The sequence below is a fragment of the Serratia sp. TMDUHS_CL genome, from assembly GCF_037137105.1.
Taxonomy (GTDB): domain Bacteria; phylum Pseudomonadota; class Gammaproteobacteria; order Enterobacterales; family Enterobacteriaceae; genus Serratia; species Serratia nevei.
The window spans coordinates 120,812-142,329 of record NZ_JBBBDV010000001.1; the positions used below are offsets into that span (position 1 = coordinate 120,812).

The window sequence follows — 21,518 nt, forward strand, 5'->3', positions numbered from 1 at the left end:
GGTGAATGATATGGCAGGATTGGCAGCCGTCAGCAAATTGGCTGGCGAAACGGTAGGGCAAGAGTTTCTGATTTTTACCCTGGGCAACGAGGAGTACGGCATCGATATCCTCAAGGTGCAGGAAATTCGCGGCTACGATCAGGTGACCCGTATCGCCAACACGCCGGCGTTCATCAAGGGCGTCACTAACCTGCGCGGCGTGATCGTCCCGATCATCGATCTGCGGGTGAAATTCTCGCAACAAAGCGTGTCTTACGATGAAAACACCGTGGTGATCGTGCTGAACTTTGGCCAGCGCGTGGTGGGCATCGTGGTCGACGGCGTTTCCGACGTGCTGTCGCTGACCGCCGAGCAGATCCGCCCGGCGCCGGAGTTCGCGGTGACGCTGGCGACCGAATACCTCACCGGTCTCGGTTCGCTGGGCGAGCGCATGCTGATCCTGGTGGATATCGAAAAGCTGCTGAGCAGCGAAGAGATGTCGCTGGTCGACAGCGTGGCGAAAAGCGTCTGATTCATGACCCGAGGGGGCAGGGCGCTGCCCCCTTCATCCATCACTCTTCCTGACCTGTCGCGACGCCGCCGACCGAGCCCGGAACCCCCACTAAAAATAGTTACTTTCCCGCATAAAGTTTTGCCGCACGGCGCCGATAACTCTCACATTCAACGTCATCAGAGCCTGTCTGCGCGGGCTTCAACAAGGGAAATCATGTTAAATCGTATGAAGGTGGTCACCAGCCTGTTGCTGGTGTTGGTGCTGTTTGGCGCCTTGCAGTTGATTTCGGGCGGACTCTTTTTCTCCTCGCTGAAAAGCGATAAGGAAAACTTTACCGTCCTGCAAACTATCCGCCAGCAGCAGCTGCAGCTGAGTGAAAGCCGCGTTGACCTGCTGCAGGCGCGCAACTCCCTGAACCGTGCCGGTATTCGCTACATGATGGATACCAATAAGATCGGCAGCGGCGCCACCATTGATGAGCTGCTGGGCAAAGCGAAAGAAGAGCTGGCCGAGGCGGAAAGACACTATGCCGCTTACGAAAAAATCCCTCAGGATCCGCGTCAGGATCCCCAGTCGGCAGAGCGCGTTAAGCAACAGTACGACATTCTGTACGGCGCGCTCTCCGAACTGATCCAACTGCTGGGCGAAGGCAAGATTAACGCCTTCTTCGATCAGCCTACGCAGAGCTACCAGGACAACTTTGAGCAGAGCTACAACGTTTATCTGGAGCAAAACGGCAAGCTGTATCAAATCGCGGTCGACGGCAGCAACAGCTCCTACAACTCGGCCATTTGGACGCTGATCGTGATTCTGGTGGTGGTGCTGGCGGTGATCGTACTGGCCTGGACCGGCATTCATCACATCCTGGTGCGCCCGCTGAACCGCATGATTGACCACATCAAACAGATCGCCGCCGGCGACCTGACTCAGCAGATCGTCGTCACCAGCCGCAACGAAATGGGCGTGCTGGCGGCCAGCCTGAAACACATGCAAAGCGAGCTGATCGAAACCGTCAGCGGCGTACGTCAGGGCGCGGACGCCATCTACAGCGGCGCGTCGGAAATCGCCGCGGGCAACAACGATCTCTCCTCCCGCACCGAGCAGCAGGCCGCTTCGCTGGAAGAGACCGCCGCCAGCATGGAACAGCTGACCGCGACGGTGAAACAGAACGCCGAAAACGCCCGTCAGGCTTCACAGCTGGCGCTGAGCGCCTCCGAAACCGCGCAGAAAGGCGGCAAGGTCGTGGCCAACGTGGTGCAGACCATGCACGACATCGCCGGCAGCTCGCAGAAAATCGCCGATATCACCGGCGTGATCGACGGCATCGCCTTCCAGACCAACATCCTGGCGTTGAACGCCGCGGTGGAAGCGGCGCGCGCCGGCGAGCAGGGCCGCGGCTTCGCGGTGGTGGCCGGTGAAGTGCGCAACCTGGCGCAGCGCAGCGCGCAGGCGGCGAAAGAGATCAAAGGCCTGATCGAAGACTCGGTCAGCCGCGTCGATATGGGCTCCGTGCTGGTGGAAAGCGCCGGCGAAACCATGGGCGATATCGTCAACGCCGTTACCCGCGTGACCGACATCATGGGCGAAATCGCGTCGGCTTCTGACGAGCAGAGCCGCGGTATCGATCAGGTTGGCCAGGCGGTAGCGGAAATGGACCGCGTGACCCAGCAGAACGCCTCGTTGGTGGAAGAATCCGCCTCGGCGGCGGCAGCGCTGGAAGAACAGGCCAGCATGCTGACCCAGTCGGTGGCGGTATTCCGCCTGAGGTCGGAAGGCCAGGAAGAGTTTAAAGCGCCTGCCACCAGCAAGGCGACGGTAACACCGGTAATCAATCATAAGAAAATGAACGCCAGCGATCTGCAGGATAACTGGGAAACGTTCTGACCGGTATCGGGCCTCTCTCGCAGAGGCCCTTTTCCCTACGTAGGCCGGTCGCCGGCCGGCTGCAAGGAGGTTCACAGTGTTTAACCGAATCCGTATCTCTACCAGCTTGTTCCTGTTGTTGATGACCTTCTGCGTTCTGCAGTTGGCCAGCAGCGGCCTGTCGTATTCCGCGTTTCGCTCCGATAACCACAACCTCGACATCATCACCCTCGGCAGCCAGCAGCGCGATTCGCTCAGCCTGAGCTGGGTGTCGCTGTTGCAGGCGCGCAATACGCTGAACCGCGCCGGCACCCGCGCGGCGCTGAAACTGCCGCAGGAGCAGGTGAACGAATTGATGAGCAGCGCCCGCAGTTCGCTGCAGAAGGCCGATCTCTATTTCAATCAGTTCATGGCGGTTGAGCGCAGCAGTGAGCAACAGAGTCAGCAGACGGCAACGACCAAGGCCAGCTACGAGCGGCTGCGCGGCGCGCTGCGCGAGCTGATCGGCTTCCTGGAGAAGGGGGAGCTGCAGGCATTTATGGATCAGCCGACGCAGAAAACCCAAGACCTGTTCGAGGCCGACTTCGTGCAGTACCTGCAGCTGGTCAACGGCGACATCAGCGAAGCCAGAGACGCCAACCAGTTCTCCTTCACGCTGGCGGGCCTGATGCTGGCGGGGGCGGTCTTGATGCTGATCGTGGTGACCGGCAGCGCCATGTGGTGGTTGCGTACCATGCTGGTGCAGCCGCTGAACCAAATCCGCAGCCACTTTGAACGCATCGCCGCCGGCGATTTGGCGACGCCGATTCAGGTGTATGGCCGCAATGAAATCAGCATGCTGTTCGCCAGCCTGCAACGCACGCAGCAGTCGCTGATCGGCACCGTCGGCGCCGTGCGCGACGGGGCGGAGTCGATTCTGATCGGCCTGCAGGAGATATCCGAAGGCAATAACGATCTCTCTTCCCGCACCGAGCAGCAGGCCGCTTCGCTGGAAGAGACCGCCGCCAGCATGGAACAGCTGACCGCCACGGTGAAACAAAACGCCGACAATGCGCGGCAGGCCTCTCAGCTGGCGCGCGACGCCTCGGCCACCGCGGCCAAGGGCGGTGAACTGGCTGGGGACGTGGTGACCACCATGCACGATATCGCCAACAGTTCGCAGAAAATCGGCGCCATTACCAGCGTGATTGACGGCATCGCCTTCCAGACCAACATTCTGGCGCTCAATGCGGCGGTGGAAGCGGCGCGCGCCGGTGAACAGGGGCGCGGTTTCGCCGTGGTCGCCGGCGAAGTGCGCAACCTGGCGAGCCGCAGCGCGCAGGCGGCGAAAGAGATCAAGGTGCTGATCGACGAATCGGTCAGCCGCGTCAAACACGGCTCGGTGCTGGTGGAAAACTCCGGCGCCACCATGCAGGACATCGTGCGTTCGGTGACCCGCGTGACCGACATCATGGGCGAGATCGCGTCGGCTTCGGATGAACAGAGCCGCGGCATCGAGCAGGTGACGCAGGCGGTGACCCAGATGGATCAGGTCACCCAGCAGAACGCCGCGCTGGTGGAAGAATCCGCTTCGGCCGCCACCGCGCTGGAAGAGCAGGCCATTACCCTGGCCGACGCGGTCGCGGTATTCCGTCTGGCGGACGATAACTTCGTCGCGCCAGGTAACAGCAACAACGCAGTTTCACCCGTGGTAAAGGAAGCCCAAGATTGTTAAACCGCATAAGCAGCACGTTTTTCCCCGGTGAGGTGGCATGAAACAGGCGCCGTCAACTTCTAACCGGGATACTGCGTCGATGTTGACGCAAATGGTGCAGCGCCTGCCGCTGTCGGACGTGCATTTTCGCCGTATCAGCCAGTTGATTTATCAACGCGCCGGCATTGTGCTGGCGGAGCATAAGCGCGAGATGGTTTACAACCGCCTGGTGCGCCGTTTGCGGCTGTTGGGATTGCACGATTTCGGCGACTACCTGGCGCTGCTGGAAAGCGACCCGAACAGCGCGGAGTGGCAGGCGTTTATCAACGCGCTGACCACCAACCTGACGGCCTTTTTCCGCGAGGCGCATCACTTCCCGATCCTGGCGGAACACGCGCGCTCGCGGCCGAACGGCTACAGCGTCTGGAGCACCGCGGCCTCGACCGGCGAAGAACCGTATTCGATCGCCATCACGCTGAGCGATGCATTGGGCCAACGGGCCGGCAGTTGCCAGGTTTGGGCCAGCGATATCGATACGCAGGTGCTGGAAAAAGCGGAGGCGGGCGTTTACCGCCAGGAAGATCTGCGCACCCTGACGCCGACCCAAATGCAGCGCTATTTTCTGCGCGGCACCGGGCCGCATCAGGGGCTGGTGCGCGTGCGGCCGGAGCTGGCGGCGCGGGTGAACTTTCAGCCGCTGAACCTGCTGGCGCCGGAGTGGGCGCTGCCGGGGCAATTCGACGCCATTTTTTGCCGCAACGTCATGATCTATTTCGATAAGGCGACGCAGGAGCGCATCCTGCGCCGCTTCGTTCCCTTGCTTAAGCCGGGGGGGCTGATGTTTGCCGGCCACTCCGAGAATTTCAGCCAGATCAGCCGGGATTTCTACTTGCGTGGGCAGACCGTGTATGGGCTGACCAAGGAGAGGTAATGAGTAAAATCAGAGTGTTATGCGTAGACGATTCGGCACTGATGCGCCAGCTGATGACGGAAATCGTGAACGGCCACGCCGACATGGAGATGGTGGCGACCGCGCCGGATCCGTTGGTGGCGCGCGATCTGATCAAAAAATTTAATCCTCAGGTGCTGACGCTGGACGTCGAGATGCCGCGCATGGACGGGCTGGATTTCCTCGAGAAGCTGATGCGCCTGCGGCCGATGCCGGTGGTGATGGTCTCTTCGCTGACCGGCAAAGGCTCGGAAATCACGCTGCGCGCGCTGGAACTGGGCGCGGTGGACTTCGTGACCAAACCGCAGCTCGGCATTCGCGAGGGCATGTTGGCCTACAGCGAGCTGATTGCCGAGAAGATCCGCACCGCCGCCAGAGCACGCCTGCCGCAGCGTTCCAGCAGCCCGGCGCCGGCGATCCTCAGCCATGCGCCGCTGCTGAGCAGTGAAAAACTGATCGCCATCGGCGCTTCCACCGGCGGCACCGAAGCGATCCGCCAGGTGCTGCAGCCGTTGCCGGCAACCAGCCCGGCGCTGCTGATCACCCAGCACATGCCGCCGGGTTTCACCCGTTCGTTCGCCGAGCGGCTGAACAAGCTGTGCCAGATCACGGTGAAAGAAGCGGAGGACGGCGAGCGCGTACTGCCGGGCCACGCCTACATCGCTCCGGGGGATCGTCACCTGGAGCTGACGCGCAGCGGCGCCAACTATCAGGTGAAGCTGCATGACGGCCCGGCGGTCAACCGCCATCGCCCCTCGGTCGACGTGCTGTTCCGCTCGGTGGCGCAATATGCCGGCCGCAATGCGGTGGGCGTGATCCTCACCGGGATGGGCAACGACGGAGCGGCGGGGATGCTGGAGATGCACCGCGCCGGGGCCTATACCCTGGCGCAGAACGAGGCGAGCTGCGTGGTGTTCGGCATGCCGCGCGAGGCGATCGCCAGCGGCGGCGTCAGCGAAGTGGTCGAGCTGGACAGGATGAGCCAGCGCATGCTGGCGCAGATCGCCGGCGGCCAGGCATTGCGCATTTGATTTTAGTCCGCAGGGTCTTCCCGGCGGCGATATGACCCAGGTTCGCCGCGCGGCAGCCTGCGGTTTTGCATCATTAAACGGTTAACTATTTCAGGAGTAACAATGGCAGACAAGAACCTCAGATTTCTGGTTGTGGACGATTTCTCCACCATGCGCCGCATCGTCAGAAATTTGCTCAAAGAGCTGGGCTTCAACAACGTCGAAGAAGCTGAAGACGGCGCGGATGCGCTGAACAAGCTGCGCGCCGGCGGTTTCGACTTTGTGGTGTCCGACTGGAACATGCCGAACATGGACGGGCTGGAGCTGCTGCAAACCATCCGCGCCGATAGCGTGCTGGCCGCGATGCCGGTACTGATGGTGACGGCGGAAGCCAAGAAAGAAAATATCATCGCGGCGGCGCAGGCCGGCGCCAGCGGTTATGTAGTGAAACCTTTTACGGCGGCGACGCTGGAAGAAAAGCTCAACAAGATTTTTGAAAAATTGGGCATGTAAGGAGAGGGCGATGAGAGACATTCCAATGCCTGCCAGCGATGCAGCGACCGCGGGAGAGATCATCTCCCGCATCGGCCAACTGACCCGAATGCTGCGCGACAGCATGCGCGAACTGGGGCTCGATCAGGCGATCGCCCAGGCGGCAGAGGCGATCCCGGATGCGCGCGACCGTCTTGACTATGTCGTAACCATGACGGCGCAGGCGGCGGAACGGGCGTTGAACTGCGTGGAGGCGGCGCAACCGCGCCAGGCGGAGCTGGAATCCGGCGCAAACGCGTTGAAAGGGCGCTGGGACGAGTGGTTCGCCAACCCCATCGAACTGGACGACGCGCGTTCTTTGGTTAACGACACGCGCCAGTATCTGGATCAGGTGCCGGGCCATACGGCCTTCACCAATGCCCAACTGCTGGAAATCATGATGGCGCAGGACTTCCAGGATCTGACCGGCCAGGTGATCAAGCGCATGATGGACGTGGTGCAGGAGATCGAAAAGCAGCTGCTGATGGTGCTGATGGAAAACATGCCGGAGCAGCCGGTGAAGGAAAAACGGCCAAACGACAGCCTGCTGAACGGCCCGCAGCTCGACCAGAACGGCGTCGGCGTGATTGCCAACCAGGCGCAGGTCGACGATCTGCTCGACAGCCTCGGTTTCTGAGGTTTTTCGGGGCGCGCGACGGCGCGCCCCGAAAGTTGCGCGGTGTCCCGCAAAGATTAATGTATATAGCATTGCTATATACATCATGGCGGTTATAATTTGTACTCCAGTTAAAGGAGGTCGCCATGACGTTAGGTTCTGTCTTTACCAATAATCGGACACAGGCTGTACGCTTGCCTGCAGAGGTGCGTTTCCCTGATACCGTTTCTAAAGTGACCGTCCGCGTAGTGGGCAAAGAGCGCATTCTTGCCCCCCTGGAGAATACCTGGGATAGCTTCTTCTGTGCGGAAAATGAGGTGAGCGATGATTTCCTCAATGAACGTGCCGGGCAGCACCAGCGCGAGCGGGAAGATTTTTGATGTTCAGTCATATGCTGGACACCAACATTGTTATCTATGTCATTAAGCGCCGCCCGCTGGAAGTGCTGGAGGCATTCAATCGCTATGCAGGTAAAATGGTCATTTCGTCGATCACCTATGGCGAATTGGTTCACGGGGTGGAGAAAAGCGCTCGCCCAGCGGTGAACGCCAGAGTCGTTGAGGATTTTGTCTCCCGATTGGACATTCTCGATTACAGCGCCAAAGCAGCATCGCACTACGGCAACATCCGCGCTGCGCTGGAACGCCAGGGAACGCCTATTGGCGTAAACGATCTACATATCGCCGGCCATGCGCGCAGCGAAGGATTGATCCTGGTGACCAATAATCGACGCGAATTTGAGCGCGTTGAGGGTTTGCGGCTGGAAAATTGGTTGTAACCTCTCCCTGATGGTCTCATCCCCTAAATAACCCGCCTTTTCCCCCGTTGTTCCGTCAATGACATCGCCAATTTTTTGGCATGCTGACCGCCATTCTTTACCCTCTCGACACAGGAACGGCGTTTCGTGGCTGAAGACAGCGATCTGGAAAAAAGCGAGGCCCCCACGCCCCACAGGCTGGAGAAGGCGCGTGAAGACGGCCAGATCCCGCGTTCCCGCGAACTGACCTCGGTACTGATGCTGCTCTCGGGCCTCGCGATCATCCTGATGTCCGGCAGCAACATGGCGCAACAGCTGGCGGCGATGCTCACGCAGGGGTTGAACTTCGACCATGGCATGGTCAGCAACGATAAACAGATGCTGCGCCAGCTGGGCATGTTGCTGCGCCAGGCCGTACTGGCGCTGTTGCCAATCATGGCGGGGCTGGTGCTGGTGGCGCTCGCCGCGCCGATGCTGTTGGGGGGCATTCTGTTCAGCGGCAAGTCGATCAAATTCGATTTGAAACGGCTGAACCCGTTGTCCGGGTTGAAGCGCATCTTTTCCAGCCAGGTGCTGGCCGAGCTACTGAAAGGGATCCTGAAAGCGACGCTGGTCGGCTGGGTGACAGGCCTCTATCTCTGGCATAACTGGGCGGCAATGCTGCATCTGATGACCCAGCAGCCGCTCGACGCGTTGGGCAATGCGCTGCAGATGATTCTGTTCTGCGGTTTTCTGGTGGTGCTGGGATTGACGCCGATGGTGGCGTTCGACGTGTTCTACCAGCTGTGGAGCCACTTCAAAAAGTTGAAGATGACCAAGCAGGATATTCGCGACGAATTCAAAGACCAGGAAGGGGACCCGCACGTTAAGGGACGTATTCGCCAGCAGCAGCGGGCGATCGCCCGGCGCCGCATGATGGCCGATGTGCCCAAGGCGGACGTGATCGTCACCAACCCGACGCACTACGCCGTCGCGTTGCAGTACAACGACAAAAAAATGAGTGCGCCGAAAGTGCTGGCCAAGGGGGCGGGCGAAATCGCCTTGCGCATTCGCGAACTCGGTGCGGAGCACCGCATCCCGATGCTGGAAGCGCCGCCGCTGGCGCGTGCGCTGTATCGACACAGCGAGATTGGACAACATATTCCGGCCACCCTGTATGCCGCGGTCGCCGAAGTGCTGGCCTGGGTGTACCAACTGCGCCGCTGGCGGCGCGAGGGCGGCCTGATCCCGAAAAAACCTGAACGTTTACCGGTGCCGGAAGCACTGGATTTTGCAAGAGAGAGTGACTCTGATGGCTAATTTGGCCTCCCTGCTTCGTTTGCCGGGCAATTTTAAAGATACGCAGTGGCAGGTGTTGGCCGGCCCGGTGTTGATCCTGTTGATCCTGTCGATGATGGTGCTGCCGTTGCCGGCGTTTATCCTCGACCTGCTGTTTACCTTCAACATCGCGCTGTCGATCATGGTGCTGCTGGTGGCGATGTTCACCCAGCGCACGCTCGAATTCGCCGCCTTCCCGACCATTCTGCTGTTCTCCACGCTGCTGCGTTTGTCGCTCAACGTCGCGTCCACGCGCATTATCTTGCTGGAGGGGCACACCGGTTCCGCCGCCGCCGGCCGCGTGGTGGAGGCCTTCGGCCACTTCCTGGTGGGCGGCAACTTCGCCATCGGTATCGTGGTGTTCATCATACTGGTGTTGATCAACTTCATGGTCATCACCAAGGGGGCCGGGCGTATCGCCGAAGTGGGCGCGCGTTTCGTCCTGGACGGCATGCCGGGTAAACAGATGGCGATCGACGCCGATCTGAACGCCGGGTTGATCGGCGAGGACGAAGCGAAGAAACGCCGCGCCGAAGTCACCCAGGAGGCCGATTTCTACGGCTCGATGGACGGTGCCAGTAAATTCGTGCGCGGCGACGCCATCGCCGGCCTGATGATCATGGTGCTGAACGTGGTCGGCGGCCTGTTGGTCGGCGTGGTGCAACACGGCATGGAGCTGGGGGCTGCAGCGGAAAGCTATACGCTGCTGACCATCGGCGACGGCCTGGTGGCGCAGATCCCGGCGTTGGTGATCTCTACCGCCGCCGGCGTTATCGTCACTCGCGTCGCGACCGATCAGGACGTCGGCGAGCAGATGGTGGGCCAGCTGTTCAACAATCCGCGCGTGATGCTGCTGAGCGCCGGGGTACTGGGGCTGTTGGGCCTGGTGCCGGGCATGCCGAACCTGGTGTTCCTGCTGTTTACCGCCGCTTTGCTGGGCCTGGCCTGGTGGCTGCGCGGCCGTGAACAACAGGCACCGAAAGCGGTGGAGGCGCCGGTGATGCCGGACAACCCTCAGGCCGCCGAAGCCAGCTGGGCCGACGTGCAGTTGGAGGATCCGCTGGGGATGGAGGTGGGTTACCGGCTGATTCCGATGGTCGATTTTCAACAAAACGGTGAGCTGCTGGGGCGTATCCGCGGTATTCGCAAGAAATTCGCGCAGGACATGGGCTATCTGCCGCCGGTGGTACACATTCGCGACAACCTGGAACTGCCGCCTGCCAGCTACCGCATCCTGATGAAAGGCGTCGAGATCGGCAGCGGTGAAGCGCAGCCGGGCCGCTGGCTGGCGATCAACCCCGGCAATGCCGTGGGTGAGCTGGCGGGAGACAAAACCGTCGATCCGGCCTTTGGGCTCGAGGCGGTGTGGATCGACAGCGCCTTGCGCGAGCAGGCGCAGATCCAGGGCTTTACCGTGGTGGAAGCCAGCACCGTAGTGGCGACGCACCTCAATCACCTGATCGGCCAGTTCGCCAGCGAGCTGTTTGGCCGCCAGGAAACCCAACAGTTGCTGGATCGCGTGTCGCAGGAGATGCCGAAACTGACCGAAGACTTCGTGCCGGGTGTGGTATCACTGACCACGCTGCACAAGGTGCTGCAAAACCTGCTGGCCGAGCGTGTTTCTATCCGCGATATGCGCACCATCGTCGAAACGCTGGCGGAGCATGCCCCGGCGCAAAGCGATCCTTATGAGCTGACCACCGTGGTGCGGGTAGCGCTGGGCAGGGCGATCACGCAGCAGTGGTTCCCGGGCAACGGCGAGATTCAGGTCATCGGTTTGGATACCCAACTGGAGCGCCTGTTGTTGCAGGCGTTGCAGGGCGGTGGCGGCCTGGAGCCGGGGCTGGCCGATCGCCTGCTGGATCAGGCGCGCCAGGCGCTGCAGCGGCAAGAGATGCTCAGCGCGCCGCCGGTGCTGCTGGTCAACCATGCGCTGCGGGCCTTGCTGGCGCGCTTCCTGCGCCGCAGCCTGCCGCAGATCGTGGTGTTGTCCAACCTCGAAATCAACGACGATCGCCAGATTCGCATGACGTCGACCATTGGAGCCGCCTGATGAAACGTTGTCTGTTCGTGTTGTGTTTGCTGGCGCCGTTAACCGCCGGTGCGGTGTCCGGTTCCTGGGTGGCCGAAGGGGGGGGCGTGACGTTGGAACAGGGCGGCATGCGCGATGAGTCCGCCGGTTTGCGGCCGCCGAACGCGTTGCCGGATGCCAATGCGCGCATCACCAGCGTCAGCTGGCGCTACCGTTTACTGGGGCCGGAGCCGGCCGGGCTGCAGGCCCAGCTGTGTACGGTGAACCGCTGCATTCCGCTCGGCGGCGGCAGCGGCAGCAGCAACGGTTTGCAGGGCGAACCGGCCAATGCGGAATTGCGCTTTGTCTATTACGTGCAGTCGCAAGGCGGGTTGAACCCGCCGCTGCGCGTGATTGGCAATCAGGTCATCGTCAATTATCAGTAGGATCAGGCCAGAATTTGCAGGCCGTTGCGTTCCACCAGTGACAGCAGCTTCATTGCGGCGGAGTTCGGTTGCGCTTCGCCGCGCTCCCATTTTTGTACCGCCTTTTTACTGACGTTGAGATACAGCGCAAACACCGGCTGACTGACGTTTTCCCGTTCGCGCAGCGCGCGGATCTCGGCCGGCCCGAACTGTTTCACCGGCCGCAGACACAGCATGTCGAAGGTGCGCATGGTCACGTCGTCGACGAAACCGGCGCGGTGCAGGCCCTGAACTTCCTGGTGGATCTCGGCAAGAATTTTACTCATCGCTTAGCCTCCGTAATTCCTTGTTGTTGACCAGCTGGTAAAGTCTGAATGGCGAATAATCCAGATACAGCGCAGCCAGATGTTTCAATCCTTGTAACTCGTCCGTACTGATGTTTTCTCTCTCGCTTTTGGCAAAGCCGCGCATAAAAAACAGGCGTTCTTCATCGCGAAAAACGATCAGTACCCGATAACCGCCCCGTTTGCCCGCACCAGCCCGAGCGATTCGCTTCTTGTACACGCAACCGCCAAGACTGGCGTCGTACAGCTGACGTTGCATTTCTCGCGCCGCTTTCACTATCGTGGCGTCGCTGATGCGCTCGCGCGCGGCAAAACCCTGAAAGGTTTTGGTGAGATAAATGTCGGCCATTCGCTCTCCCTGCGAATCTATACCCGTTAAGGGTATATTTCAAGTGGTTTAAAAATAACCACAGGGTGACAAGCGGCCAAAGGGAAAGAAATAGCCAAATTCACCGCATGCGCAGCCTGGCGCATAACGTTAAGGGAATTCAGAAAGCGATAAGAAGAAAATGCGAGAGGGCGCGCATAGCCGGGCAAACCCGCGCCCGGTGGTGCGCACACCGGGCGAAATCAGGGCTTAGACGCCGATTTTTCTGCCGAGCAGGCTGCCGGCGTGCGACTGGCCGTCCGGGCCATACAGCGATTTGTTGTTCTTGCTGAGGATCGCCAGCGCCTGCGCGTTATGGTCGATCTGCTGATTGAGCAACAGGCCATTGTGCTGATTCTTCTCGCGCAGCGTTTGGCTCAGCAGTTGAACGCGTTGCCAGCGATCGGCCAAGGGCGCATGGCTGGCGTAGGGCGCGCGTTGCCCGCAGGCTTTTTCCTGCCCCAGGCGCTGTTGCTCGAGGTAGGCGACCGTCGCCAGCAGTTGGCTTTTGGCATCGGTTACGCGCTGCAGCGCCACGCCGGGCAACTGGCCGGAACACAGCAAGTCGTGCTCTTCCTCCAGCACGCCATTGAGCGCCTGCAGCGTTTCCAACAGTTTATCCAGCAGTTGTGCCAGGTTTTCCATAGTGATGACTTATCCTTTACCGCTACTTGCCGCCGTGCCGTCAGTCGCGCCCGGCGATCCATTGAATGTCGCTCTGCGCGTCTTGCAGCAGCGCGTCGGCGATTTTGCCGGCGTCCATCTTCAGTTCGCCGTTGCGGATCGCATGCTTGATGGCCTCGACCCGGCCCATATCGATATCCTGGGTGCCCGGCTGCATCAGGCGCGCCTGCGCCTCGCTCAGTTTGACCTGCGTGCCGCTGACGGCCGTTTCGGCCACGGCGGCCTTACGCGGTTGGAGCGGGTTGTCGGCCGGGGTTTCACGCGGTTGCACAGTGGAAACCGGCTGTAACCGCTGGGTGCGATCGATACTCATGGTCCATCTCCGTTTACGCCGTGACCGCTCGGGGGCGACGACGCTGCAATGAAAGTTTTGCGGCCCTGGTGGCCAATAAAATGCTGCTTGATTTGTCTTATCGGCAAGGTTTGCGGAACCTTTACTTTTTTATAACGTAATGCGAATCGCGCCGTCGTCCCCGACTACGCCGCTGACGATCTGCCCGGACGCCATGCGCACGCGCACGCTGTCTTCGGCGGCGGCGTTGTTCATCGCCTTGCCCGCACCGCTGATGTTGAACCCTTCGCCCTGCGCGGTGACCTGTACCGGTTGCCCGGCTTTGATAATCCAGGCGCGGCGCAGCATGGCGAGGGTCAGCGGTTGGCCGGGGCTGATATTGCGCAGGCTGACGGCGCCTAACGCTTTGCCCGCTTCGGTCAGCGCGCGCGGCGGCAGGGTATCGAGCCGGCCTTCCTTCAACGCCAGATCCGCCGCGGTCAACCGGCTGCCGGCGCTGATGCCGCGCGCCGAAACCAGATAGCGGCCGAACACCTGCACCTGCGTCTGGATAAAACGCCGCTCCTGGCCACAGCGCGCCGAAATGCTGACGTTGCCGCCGATCCGCGCGTTGGGCGGCAGCGACAGCTGGGGCAGTTCGCAGGCGGGCCATTGGGCCGGCGGCGTGCGCACCCGCACTTTCACCTGTACCGGCTCGCCGGTGAACTTGCCTTTGATGAAGCTTTCGATTTGCGTCGCCAGATCGTCGGCGCGCGCGTTCAGACTGCACAGCAGGCCGATAAGCAGCAGCATTTTACCTTTCATCGTCATCTTCTCAAGCTTCATCGGGATACGCGTAAGTGTACCCGCAGCGCGCGCAGGCTAAGCAGATAAATAGCGCCCCATTTTGCGTCTATTCCCGCGATAGGGTGGCGCTGGGGACGTTTATCCTGTCGACTCCAAATTCTAACCTCGCGGAGGGAGCATGCTCGACAAACTGGACGCGGCTCTGCGCTTTGGCCAAGAGGCGCTGAACTTGCGCGCCCAGCGGCAGGAAATTCTGGCCGCCAACATCGCCAACGCAGACACACCGGGTTATCAGGCGCGGGATATCGATTTCGCCAGCCAATTGAACAAAGTGCTGGAACAAGGGCGCGTCAACGGCAACGGCATGTCGCTGAACCTGACGGCGGCGCGCCACATCCCGGCGCAAACCCTGCAGCCGCCGCAGCTCGATCTGTTGTACCGGGTACCGGACCAGCCGTCGATGGACGGCAACACGGTGGACATGGATCGCGAACGCACCAACTTTGCCGATAACAGCCTGAAATATCAGACCGACCTGACGCTGCTCAACGGGCAGATCAAAGGGATGATGTCCGTGCTGCAACAAGGATAAGGCGCATGTCTTTACTGAACATTTTTGATATCTCCGGCTCGGCGTTATCGGCGCAATCCCAGCGCATGAACGTCAGCGCCAGCAACATGGCCAACGCCGACAGCGTGACCGGCCCGGACGGCGAGCCTTACCGCGCCAAGCAGGTGGTGTTCCAGGTCGCGGCGGCGCCCGGGCAGCCGACCGGCGGCGTGCGCGTCGCCCAGGTGGTGGACGATCCGGCGCCCGAGCGTCTGGTGTACCAGCCGGGCAACCCGCTGGCGGACGCCAAGGGCTACGTGCGCATGCCGAACGTCGACGTAGTGGGGGAAATGGTCAACACCATCTCCGCTTCCCGCAGCTACCAGGCCAACGTCGAGGTGCTCAACACCACCAAGTCGATGATGATGAAAACCCTGACGCTGGGTCAGTAACCGGAGGTTCCCATGGCTATTGCCGCAACCACGAACGAGTCGTTGGACAACACCGTCATCGGTAACAACAGCAAAAATACCAACAGCCAGGATCTGCACAACAGCTTCCTGACGCTGCTGGTGGCGCAATTGAAAAACCAGGATCCGACCAATCCGATGCAGAACAACGAGCTGACCTCGCAGCTGGCGCAGATCAACACCGTTCAGGGCATCGAAAAACTCAACACCACGCTGGGCTCGATCTCCGGCCAGATCAACAGCAACCAGTCGCTGCAGGCGACGGCGCTGATCGGTCACGGCGTGATGGTGCCGGGCAACAACATTCTGGTCGGCAGCAAGGATGGCAAGGTCAGCACCACGCCGTTCGGCGTGGAACTGGAGCGCGCCGCCGATCAGGTGACCGCCACCATCACCAACGCCAGCGGGCAGGTGGTGCGCACCATCGAAATCGGCGGCCTGACCGCCGGCGTACACGCCTTCACCTGGGACGGTTCGCTGGATGACGGCTCCACCGCGCCAGACGGCGCCTACAAAGTGGCGATTAACGCCAAAGGCAACGGTGAACAGTTGGTGGCGCGTAGCCTGCACTTCGGGCTGGTGAACGGCGTGATCCGCGACGGCAACGGTGCCAAGCTGGATCTCGGCCTGGCGGGCAACGCCACCCTGGAAGACGTGCGACAGATCTTATAACCCTAAGCATCAGGCTCAATCGGACGATAGCCTGACCACTATTCGGAGAATAACATGGCCTTTTCTCAGGCAGTCAGCGGCTTGAACGCGGCAGCAACCAACCTGGACGTGATCGGTAACAACATCGCCAACTCCGCGACCGCGGGCTTCAAATCCGGCAGCGTGTCCTTCGCCGACATGTTCGCCGGTTCGCAGGTTGGGCTGGGCGTTAAAGTGTCCGGCATCACCCAGAACTTCAAGGGCGGCACCACCACCGGCACCAGCCGTGCGCTGGATGTGGCCATCAACGGCAACGGCTTCTTCCGCATGCAGGATAAAGACGGCGGTATCTTCTATACCCGCAACGGCCAGTTCAAGCTGGACGAGAACCGCAATCTGACCAACATGCAGGGCCTGCAGCTGACCGGTTACCCGGCGGCCGGTTCCCCGCCGACCATCCAGCAGGGTGCCAACCCGGTGCCGCTGAGCATTCCTGAAGGCATGATGAACGCCAAGGCGTCTACCTCCGGTGAGATGGTAACCAACCTGAAGTCCACCCATAAAGTGCCGGAGAACAAGACGTTCGATCCGACCAAACAGGACAGCTACAACTACGTCAACACCATCACCGCCTACGACTCGCTGGGTAACGCGCACAACATCAACGCCTACTTCGTGAAGACGGAAGACAACAAGTGGCAGGTCTATACCCAGGACGGCAGCGCAGCGCCAGTGAACGCCGGCACCATGGAGTTCAGCACCAGCGGCAACCTGGTGAAAACCACCAGCACCAACGGCGCGCCGGGCGAGTTCAGCATGGTGATCCCGATGACCGCCAAAGACGGCGCACCGGCGCAAAACTTCACCCTGAGCTTCGCCGGCAGCATGCAGCAGAACGTGGGCAGCGACTCGGTGAGCAAAGTGGCGCAGGACGGCTATGCCGCCGGTGAATACACCAACTTCCAAATCAACAACGACGGCACCGTCGTGGGCATCTACTCCAACCAGCAGACCCAGGTGCTGGGCCAGATCGTCATGGCCAACTTCTCCAACCCGGAAGGGCTGGCGTCGCAGGGCGATAACGTGTGGCAGGAAACCGGTGCATCCGGCCAGCCGCGCGTCGGTCTGTCGGGCGGCGGCGGCTTCGGTAAGTTGACCAGCGGCGCGCTGGAGTCTTCCAACGTCGATCTGAGCCAGGAGCTGGTGAACATGATCGTCGCACAGCGTAACTACCAGTCCAACGCCCAGACCATCAAGACGCAGGACTCCATCCTGCAGACGCTGGTTAGCCTGCGCTAATAGGGCCGAGTCATGGATCACGCGATTTATACCGCGATGGGCGCGGCGCGCCAAACGCTGGAACAGCAGTCCATCACCGCCAACAACCTGGCCAATGCGTCGACGCCGGGCTTTCGCGCCCAGCTCGCCGCGTTGCGCGCGGTACCGGTCGACGGGCCGAGTATGGCGACGCGCACCTTGGTGACCGCGTCGACGCCGGGCGCCGACATGAGCCAGGGAGCGCTGAACTACACGTCGCGTCCGCTGGACGTGGCGCTGCAGCAGGACGGTTTCCTGGCGGTGAGCCTGCCGGGTGGCGGTGAAGCCTATACCCGCAACGGCAACATTCAGATCTCCTCCACCGGGCAGTTGACGGTGCAGGGGCTGCCGGTGATGGGCGACGGCGGCCCGATCGAGGTGCCGCCGTCGGCGGAGATCACCATCGCGGCCGACGGCACCATTTCGGCGCTGAACGCCGGCGATCCGCCGAACACCATCGCGCAGATCGGCCGCCTGAAGCTGGTGAAAGCCGATGCGCGCGAAGTGATGCGCGGTGACGACGGGCTGTTCCGCCTGACGCCGGAAACCCAACAGCAGCGCGGCAATCAGTTGCAAAACGATCCGCTGGTGCGGGTGATGCCGGGCGTGCTGGAAGGCAGCAACGTCAAGCCGGTGGAAACCATGGTCGACATGATCGCCAACGCCCGCCGCTTTGAAATGCAAATGAAGGTCATCCACAGCGTGGATGAAAACGAACAGCGTGCCAACTCACTGCTCTCAATGAGTTAAGCAGCAAGGAAATAACCGATGATTCCATCCTTATGGATTGCCAAAACCGGTCTGGACGCGCAGCAGACCAACATGGACGTGATCGCCAACAACCTGGCGAACGTCAGCACCAACGGCTTCAAACGCCAGCGTGCGGTATTTGAAGATCTGCTGTACCAGACCATGCGTCAGCCGGGGGCGCAGTCCTCCGAGCAGACCACGCTGCCTTCCGGCCTGCAGATCGGCACCGGCGTGCGTCCGGTGGCGACCGAGCGTCTGCACAGCCAGGGTAACCTGTCGCAGACCAACAACAGCAAAGACGTCGCCATCAAGGGGCAGGGATTCTTCCAGGTGATGCTGCCGGACGGCACTCAGGCCTATACCCGTGACGGGTCGTTCCAGATCGATCAGAACGGCCAGCTGGTGACCTCCAGCGGTTTCCAGGTGCAGCCGGCGATCACCATTCCGGCTAACGCGTTGTCCATCACCGTCGGCCGCGACGGTATCGTCAGCGTCACCCAGCAGGGGCAAACCGCCGCCCAGCAGGTAGGCCAACTGACGCTGACCACGTTTGTCAACGACAGCGGTCTGGAGAGCGTGGGCGAGAACCTGTATCAGGAAACCGAAAGCTCGGGCGCGCCGAACGAGAGCACCCCGGGGCTGAACGGCGCCGGTTTGCTGTATCAGGGCTACGTGGAAACCTCCAACGTCAACGTGGCGGAAGAGCTGGTCAACATGATCCAGACTCAGCGCGCGTACGAGATCAACAGCAAAGCGGTATCGACTTCCGATCAGATGCTGCAAAAGCTGACGCAACTGTAATCTGTCATTGACGGGCCCGGCTTGCCGCGCCCGTCATTCTCTTTCGTGAAACAAAGGCGATACCCGTGGTAACCACATATTCGATGGCAATCCTGCCGCGGCAGGGACAACGCTGGCTGGCGGGAATGGTGATGCTGACGCTGAGCGGCTGCGCCTATATCCCGCACAAACCGCTGGTGGACGGCGCGACCACGGCGCAGCCCGCGCCGGCCAGCGCGCCGATGCCGAACGGCTCGATCTTCCAGACGGTGCAGCCGATGAACTACGGCTACCAGCCGCTGTTCGAAGACCGCCGTCCGCGCAACGTCGGCGACACCCTGACCATCGTGCTGCAGGAAAACGTCAGCGCCAGCAAGAGCTCCTCTGCCAACGCCAGCCGCAACGGCGCCAGCAAGTTCGGCGTCGCCACCTCGCCGCGTTACCTCGACGGCCTGTTGGGCAATGCGCGCGCCGATATGGACATTTCCGGCGACAGCACCTTCGGCGGCAAGGGCGGCGCCAACGCCAACAACACCTTCAACGGCACCATTACGGTGACGGTCAACCAGGTGCTGGCCAACGGCAACCTGCACGTGGTAGGGGAAAAGCAGATCGCCATCAACCAGGGCACGGAATTCATCCGTTTCTCCGGCGTCGTCAATCCGCGCACCATCAGCGGCAACAACTCGGTGACCTCGACGCAGGTGGCGGACGCACGTATCGAATACGTCGGCAATGGCTATATTAACGAAGCGCAGACCATGGGCTGGCTGCAGCGCTTCTTCTTAAATGTTTCACCGTTCTAAGGATTGACTGATGCTGAAAAAATGGTTTATCGCGCTGTGCGTCGGGCTGGTGTGCTTGCCGGCGGCGGCGGAGCGCATCCGCGATCTGGTGACGGTGCAGGGCGTGCGAGACAACGCCCTGATCGGCTACGGCCTGGTGGTGGGGCTGGACGGCTCCGGCGACCAGACCATGCAGACGCCGTTTACCACCCAAAGCCTGAGCAACATGCTGTCGCAGCTGGGCATCACCGTGCCGCCGGGCACCAACATGCAGCTGAAAAACGTGGCGGCGGTGATGGTAACGGCCAAACTGCCGCCGTTCTCGCGCGCCGGGCAGAACATCGACGTGGTGGTTTCTTCGATGGGCAACGCCAAGAGCCTGCGTGGCGGCACCCTGCTGATGACGCCGCTCAAAGGCGTGGATAACCAGGTTTATGCGCTGGCGCAGGGCAACGTGCTGGTCGGCGGCGCGGGCGCGGCGGCCGGCGGCAGCAGCGTGCAGGTCAACCAGCTGGCGGGCGGGCGCATCAGCAACGGCGCCACCATCGAGCGCGAGCTGCCGACCACCTTCGGCAGCGGCGGCGTTCTCAACCTGCAGCTGAACGACGAAGATTTCACGCTGGCGCAGCAGATCAGCGACGCCATCAACCGCCAACGCGGCGGCGGCACCGCGACGCCGCTCGACGCCCGCACGATCCAGGTATTGGTGCCGCAGGGCAACAGCTCTCAGGTGCGCTTCCTGGCGGAGATTCAAAACATCACCGTCAACGTCGGGGCGATGGATGCCAAAGTGATCATCAACTCGCGCACCGGTTCGGTGGTGATGAACCGCGATGTGATCCTCGACTCTTGCGCCGTCGCCCAGGGCAACCTGTCGGTGGTGGTCGATCGGCAGAACACCGTCAGCCAACCGACGACGCCGTTCGGCGGCGGCCAGACGGTGGTGACGCCAAACACCCAGATCTCGGTGCAACAGCAGGGCGGATCGCTGCAGAAGGTGAACGCCAGCGCCAACCTGAACAACGTGATCCGCGCGCTGAACGCGCTGGGCGCCACGCCGATCGATCTGATGTCGATCCTGCAGGCGATGCAGAGCGCCGGCTGCCTGCGCGCCAAGCTGGAAATCATCTGATGGCCGGCGATCTGATGGCGATGTCGGGCGCGGCCTATGACGCCCAGGCGCTGAATGGCCTCAAGCGCGATGCGGCGGCGGACCCGCAGGGCAACCTCAAGCAGGTGGCCCAGCAGGTGGAAGGCATGTTCGTGCAGATGATGCTGAAAAGCATGCGCTCTGCCTTGCCGCAGGACGGGGTATTGAGCAGCGATCAAACGCGGCTCTATACCTCGATGTACGACCAGCAAATCGCCCAGCAGATGTCGCAAAAAGGGCTGGGGCTGGCCGACATGATGGTCAAGCAGATGAGCAACGCCAACACGGTGCCGAGTGAAACGGCGGGCCTGTCGCCGATGGCGCTGGACAACGAGGTGCTGCAAACGCTGCCGAACCAGGCGCTGGAGCAGATGGTGCGTCGCGCGATGCCGAAAGCCCCGCCGGCCGCCGCGCCGCTGTCGCTCAACAACGGCAACTTCGTCGCTCGCCTGTCGATACCGGCGAAGGTCGCCAGCCAGCAGAGCGGCATTCCGCATCAGCTGATCGTCGCGCAGGCGGCGCTGGAGTCCGGTTGGGGGCAGCGCGAGATCCCGACCTCGGACGGCACGCCGAGCTACAACCTGTTCGGCATTAAGGCCGGCGGCAGCTGGAACGGGCCGGTGACGGAGATCACCACCACCGAGTTCGAACAGGGCGCGGCGAAGAAGGTGAAGGCGAAGTTCCGCGTCTACGGCTCGTACGTCGAGGCGATCGCCGATTACGTCAAGCTGCTGACCAACAACCCGCGCTATGCCGACGTGGCCGCTGCGCGCAGCCCGGAGCAGGCGGCGCATGCGTTGCAACGCGCCGGCTACGCCACCGACCCGCAGTACGCCAGCAAACTGGTCAGCGTGATTCAGCAGATGAAGAACGCAGGGGAACAGGCGGTCAAAGCTTATACCCACGATTTGAAAGATTTGTTCTAAA

26 protein-coding genes are annotated in these 21,518 nt (G+C 61.5%); 21 read left to right on the forward strand and 5 right to left on the reverse strand.

Annotated features, from left to right (window positions below; translation table 11 throughout):
* Positions 1-10 precede the first annotated feature (10 nt).
* The 12 genes from cheW (at position 11) to WCL58_RS00645 (ending at position 11,686) form a co-directional block, all read left to right on the forward strand.
* Entirely contained in the window at positions 11-511 is a 501-nt protein-coding gene (gene cheW / locus WCL58_RS00590; RefSeq protein WP_025303271.1) for a chemotaxis protein CheW, read from the forward strand.
* Between the two features lie 195 nt (positions 512-706).
* Entirely contained in the window at positions 707-2,377 is a 1,671-nt protein-coding gene (locus WCL58_RS00595) for a methyl-accepting chemotaxis protein (protein ID WP_060420782.1), read from the forward strand.
* A 76-nt stretch (positions 2,378-2,453) separates the two neighbouring features.
* Positions 2,454-4,070 carry a methyl-accepting chemotaxis protein gene (locus WCL58_RS00600; protein ID WP_047730456.1) on the forward strand — a complete coding sequence of 539 codons (1,617 nt, stop codon included), beginning with the start codon at positions 2,454-2,456 and terminating at the stop codon, positions 4,068-4,070.
* A gap of 37 nt (positions 4,071-4,107) precedes the next feature.
* Positions 4,108-4,980 (forward strand): protein-glutamate O-methyltransferase CheR, encoded by an 873-nt coding sequence (gene cheR / locus WCL58_RS00605; RefSeq protein ID WP_025159837.1) that lies wholly within the window; start codon positions 4,108-4,110, stop codon positions 4,978-4,980.
* The gene (locus WCL58_RS00610; protein ID WP_015378262.1) at positions 4,980-6,029 is read left to right on the forward strand and encodes a protein-glutamate methylesterase/protein-glutamine glutaminase; all 1,050 of its coding nucleotides are present in this window, start codon (positions 4,980-4,982) and stop codon (positions 6,027-6,029) included. Before cheR ends, WCL58_RS00610 begins: the two co-directional genes overlap by 1 nt.
* Positions 6,030-6,131: 102 nt before the next feature.
* The gene (gene cheY / locus WCL58_RS00615) at positions 6,132-6,521 is read left to right on the forward strand and encodes a chemotaxis response regulator CheY (protein ID WP_060420785.1); all 390 of its coding nucleotides are present in this window, start codon (positions 6,132-6,134) and stop codon (positions 6,519-6,521) included.
* A gap of 10 nt (positions 6,522-6,531) precedes the next feature.
* Positions 6,532-7,176: a protein phosphatase CheZ gene (cheZ, locus tag WCL58_RS00620; protein ID WP_004934858.1), complete on the forward strand. Its 645-nt coding sequence runs from the start codon at positions 6,532-6,534 to the stop codon at positions 7,174-7,176.
* 125 nt (positions 7,177-7,301) lie between these two features.
* The gene (gene vapB / locus WCL58_RS00625) at positions 7,302-7,535 is read left to right on the forward strand and encodes a type II toxin-antitoxin system VapB family antitoxin (protein ID WP_041035628.1); all 234 of its coding nucleotides are present in this window, start codon (positions 7,302-7,304) and stop codon (positions 7,533-7,535) included.
* Complete coding sequence (vapC, locus tag WCL58_RS00630) at positions 7,535-7,933, forward strand: type II toxin-antitoxin system tRNA(fMet)-specific endonuclease VapC (protein WP_033640020.1); 399 nt, start codon at positions 7,535-7,537, stop codon at positions 7,931-7,933. Before vapB ends, vapC begins: the two co-directional genes overlap by 1 nt.
* 126 nt (positions 7,934-8,059) lie before the next feature.
* The gene (gene flhB, locus WCL58_RS00635) at positions 8,060-9,211 is read left to right on the forward strand and encodes a flagellar biosynthesis protein FlhB (protein WP_047730459.1); all 1,152 of its coding nucleotides are present in this window, start codon (positions 8,060-8,062) and stop codon (positions 9,209-9,211) included.
* Entirely contained in the window at positions 9,204-11,282 is a 2,079-nt protein-coding gene (flhA, locus tag WCL58_RS00640) for a flagellar biosynthesis protein FlhA (RefSeq protein WP_038876828.1), read from the forward strand. Before flhB ends, flhA begins: the two co-directional genes overlap by 8 nt.
* Positions 11,282-11,686 carry a flagellar protein FlhE gene (locus WCL58_RS00645; RefSeq protein ID WP_197657882.1) on the forward strand — a complete coding sequence of 135 codons (405 nt, stop codon included), beginning with the start codon at positions 11,282-11,284 and terminating at the stop codon, positions 11,684-11,686. The genes flhA and WCL58_RS00645 overlap by 1 nt, the downstream gene beginning before the upstream one ends.
* Before the next feature lie 2 nt (positions 11,687-11,688).
* Here WCL58_RS00645 and WCL58_RS00650 read toward each other — a convergent pair whose 3' ends face one another.
* From WCL58_RS00650 to flgA, 5 genes are all read right to left on the reverse strand, one after another.
* Complete coding sequence (locus WCL58_RS00650) at positions 11,689-11,991, reverse strand: helix-turn-helix domain-containing protein (RefSeq protein ID WP_084827646.1); 303 nt, start codon at positions 11,989-11,991, stop codon at positions 11,689-11,691.
* Positions 11,984-12,358, reverse strand: a complete 375-nt coding sequence (locus WCL58_RS00655) for a type II toxin-antitoxin system RelE/ParE family toxin (RefSeq protein WP_084827647.1) — start codon at positions 12,356-12,358, stop codon at positions 11,984-11,986. Before WCL58_RS00655 ends, WCL58_RS00650 begins: the two co-directional genes overlap by 8 nt.
* Positions 12,359-12,586: 228 nt before the next feature.
* Positions 12,587-13,021 carry a flagella synthesis protein FlgN gene (locus tag WCL58_RS00660; protein ID WP_033634998.1) on the reverse strand — a complete coding sequence of 145 codons (435 nt, stop codon included), beginning with the start codon at positions 13,019-13,021 and terminating at the stop codon, positions 12,587-12,589.
* Between the two features lie 40 nt (positions 13,022-13,061).
* Entirely contained in the window at positions 13,062-13,373 is a 312-nt protein-coding gene (gene flgM / locus WCL58_RS00665; protein ID WP_336850303.1) for a flagellar biosynthesis anti-sigma factor FlgM, read from the reverse strand.
* Between the two features lie 129 nt (positions 13,374-13,502).
* Positions 13,503-14,156, reverse strand: coding sequence for a flagellar basal body P-ring formation chaperone FlgA (gene flgA, locus WCL58_RS00670; protein WP_060420907.1), 654 nt, complete (start codon positions 14,154-14,156; stop codon positions 13,503-13,505).
* Between the two features lie 160 nt (positions 14,157-14,316).
* Here flgA and flgB point away from each other — a divergent pair, with 160 nt between their 5' ends.
* The 9 genes from flgB (at position 14,317) to flgJ (ending at position 21,517) form a co-directional block, all read left to right on the forward strand.
* Entirely contained in the window at positions 14,317-14,730 is a 414-nt protein-coding gene (gene flgB, locus WCL58_RS00675) for a flagellar basal body rod protein FlgB (protein ID WP_033634995.1), read from the forward strand.
* 5 nt (positions 14,731-14,735) lie between these two features.
* On the forward strand, positions 14,736-15,140 hold the full coding sequence (flgC, locus tag WCL58_RS00680; protein ID WP_004934826.1) for a flagellar basal body rod protein FlgC: 405 nt from the start codon (positions 14,736-14,738) through the stop codon (positions 15,138-15,140).
* 12 nt (positions 15,141-15,152) lie between these two features.
* A complete protein-coding gene (flgD, locus tag WCL58_RS00685; RefSeq protein WP_016927297.1) occupies positions 15,153-15,830 on the forward strand; it encodes a flagellar hook assembly protein FlgD in 678 nt (225 codons plus the stop codon).
* Between the two features lie 54 nt (positions 15,831-15,884).
* Complete coding sequence (gene flgE, locus WCL58_RS00690) at positions 15,885-17,108, forward strand: flagellar hook protein FlgE (RefSeq protein ID WP_004934822.1); 1,224 nt, start codon at positions 15,885-15,887, stop codon at positions 17,106-17,108.
* Positions 17,109-17,120: 12 nt separating this feature from the next.
* Positions 17,121-17,876, forward strand: coding sequence for a flagellar basal body rod protein FlgF (locus WCL58_RS00695; RefSeq protein ID WP_060420794.1), 756 nt, complete (start codon positions 17,121-17,123; stop codon positions 17,874-17,876).
* A gap of 18 nt (positions 17,877-17,894) precedes the next feature.
* A complete protein-coding gene (gene flgG, locus WCL58_RS00700) occupies positions 17,895-18,677 on the forward strand; it encodes a flagellar basal-body rod protein FlgG (protein ID WP_004934819.1) in 783 nt (260 codons plus the stop codon).
* An 83-nt stretch (positions 18,678-18,760) separates the two neighbouring features.
* Positions 18,761-19,462 (forward strand): flagellar basal body L-ring protein FlgH, encoded by a 702-nt coding sequence (flgH, locus tag WCL58_RS00705; protein ID WP_004934817.1) that lies wholly within the window; start codon positions 18,761-18,763, stop codon positions 19,460-19,462.
* A gap of 10 nt (positions 19,463-19,472) precedes the next feature.
* Complete coding sequence (locus tag WCL58_RS00710; RefSeq protein WP_004934816.1) at positions 19,473-20,573, forward strand: flagellar basal body P-ring protein FlgI; 1,101 nt, start codon at positions 19,473-19,475, stop codon at positions 20,571-20,573.
* Complete coding sequence (gene flgJ / locus WCL58_RS00715) at positions 20,573-21,517, forward strand: flagellar assembly peptidoglycan hydrolase FlgJ (protein ID WP_049200258.1); 945 nt, start codon at positions 20,573-20,575, stop codon at positions 21,515-21,517. The genes WCL58_RS00710 and flgJ overlap by 1 nt, the downstream gene beginning before the upstream one ends.
* Position 21,518: the final 1 nt, after the last annotated feature.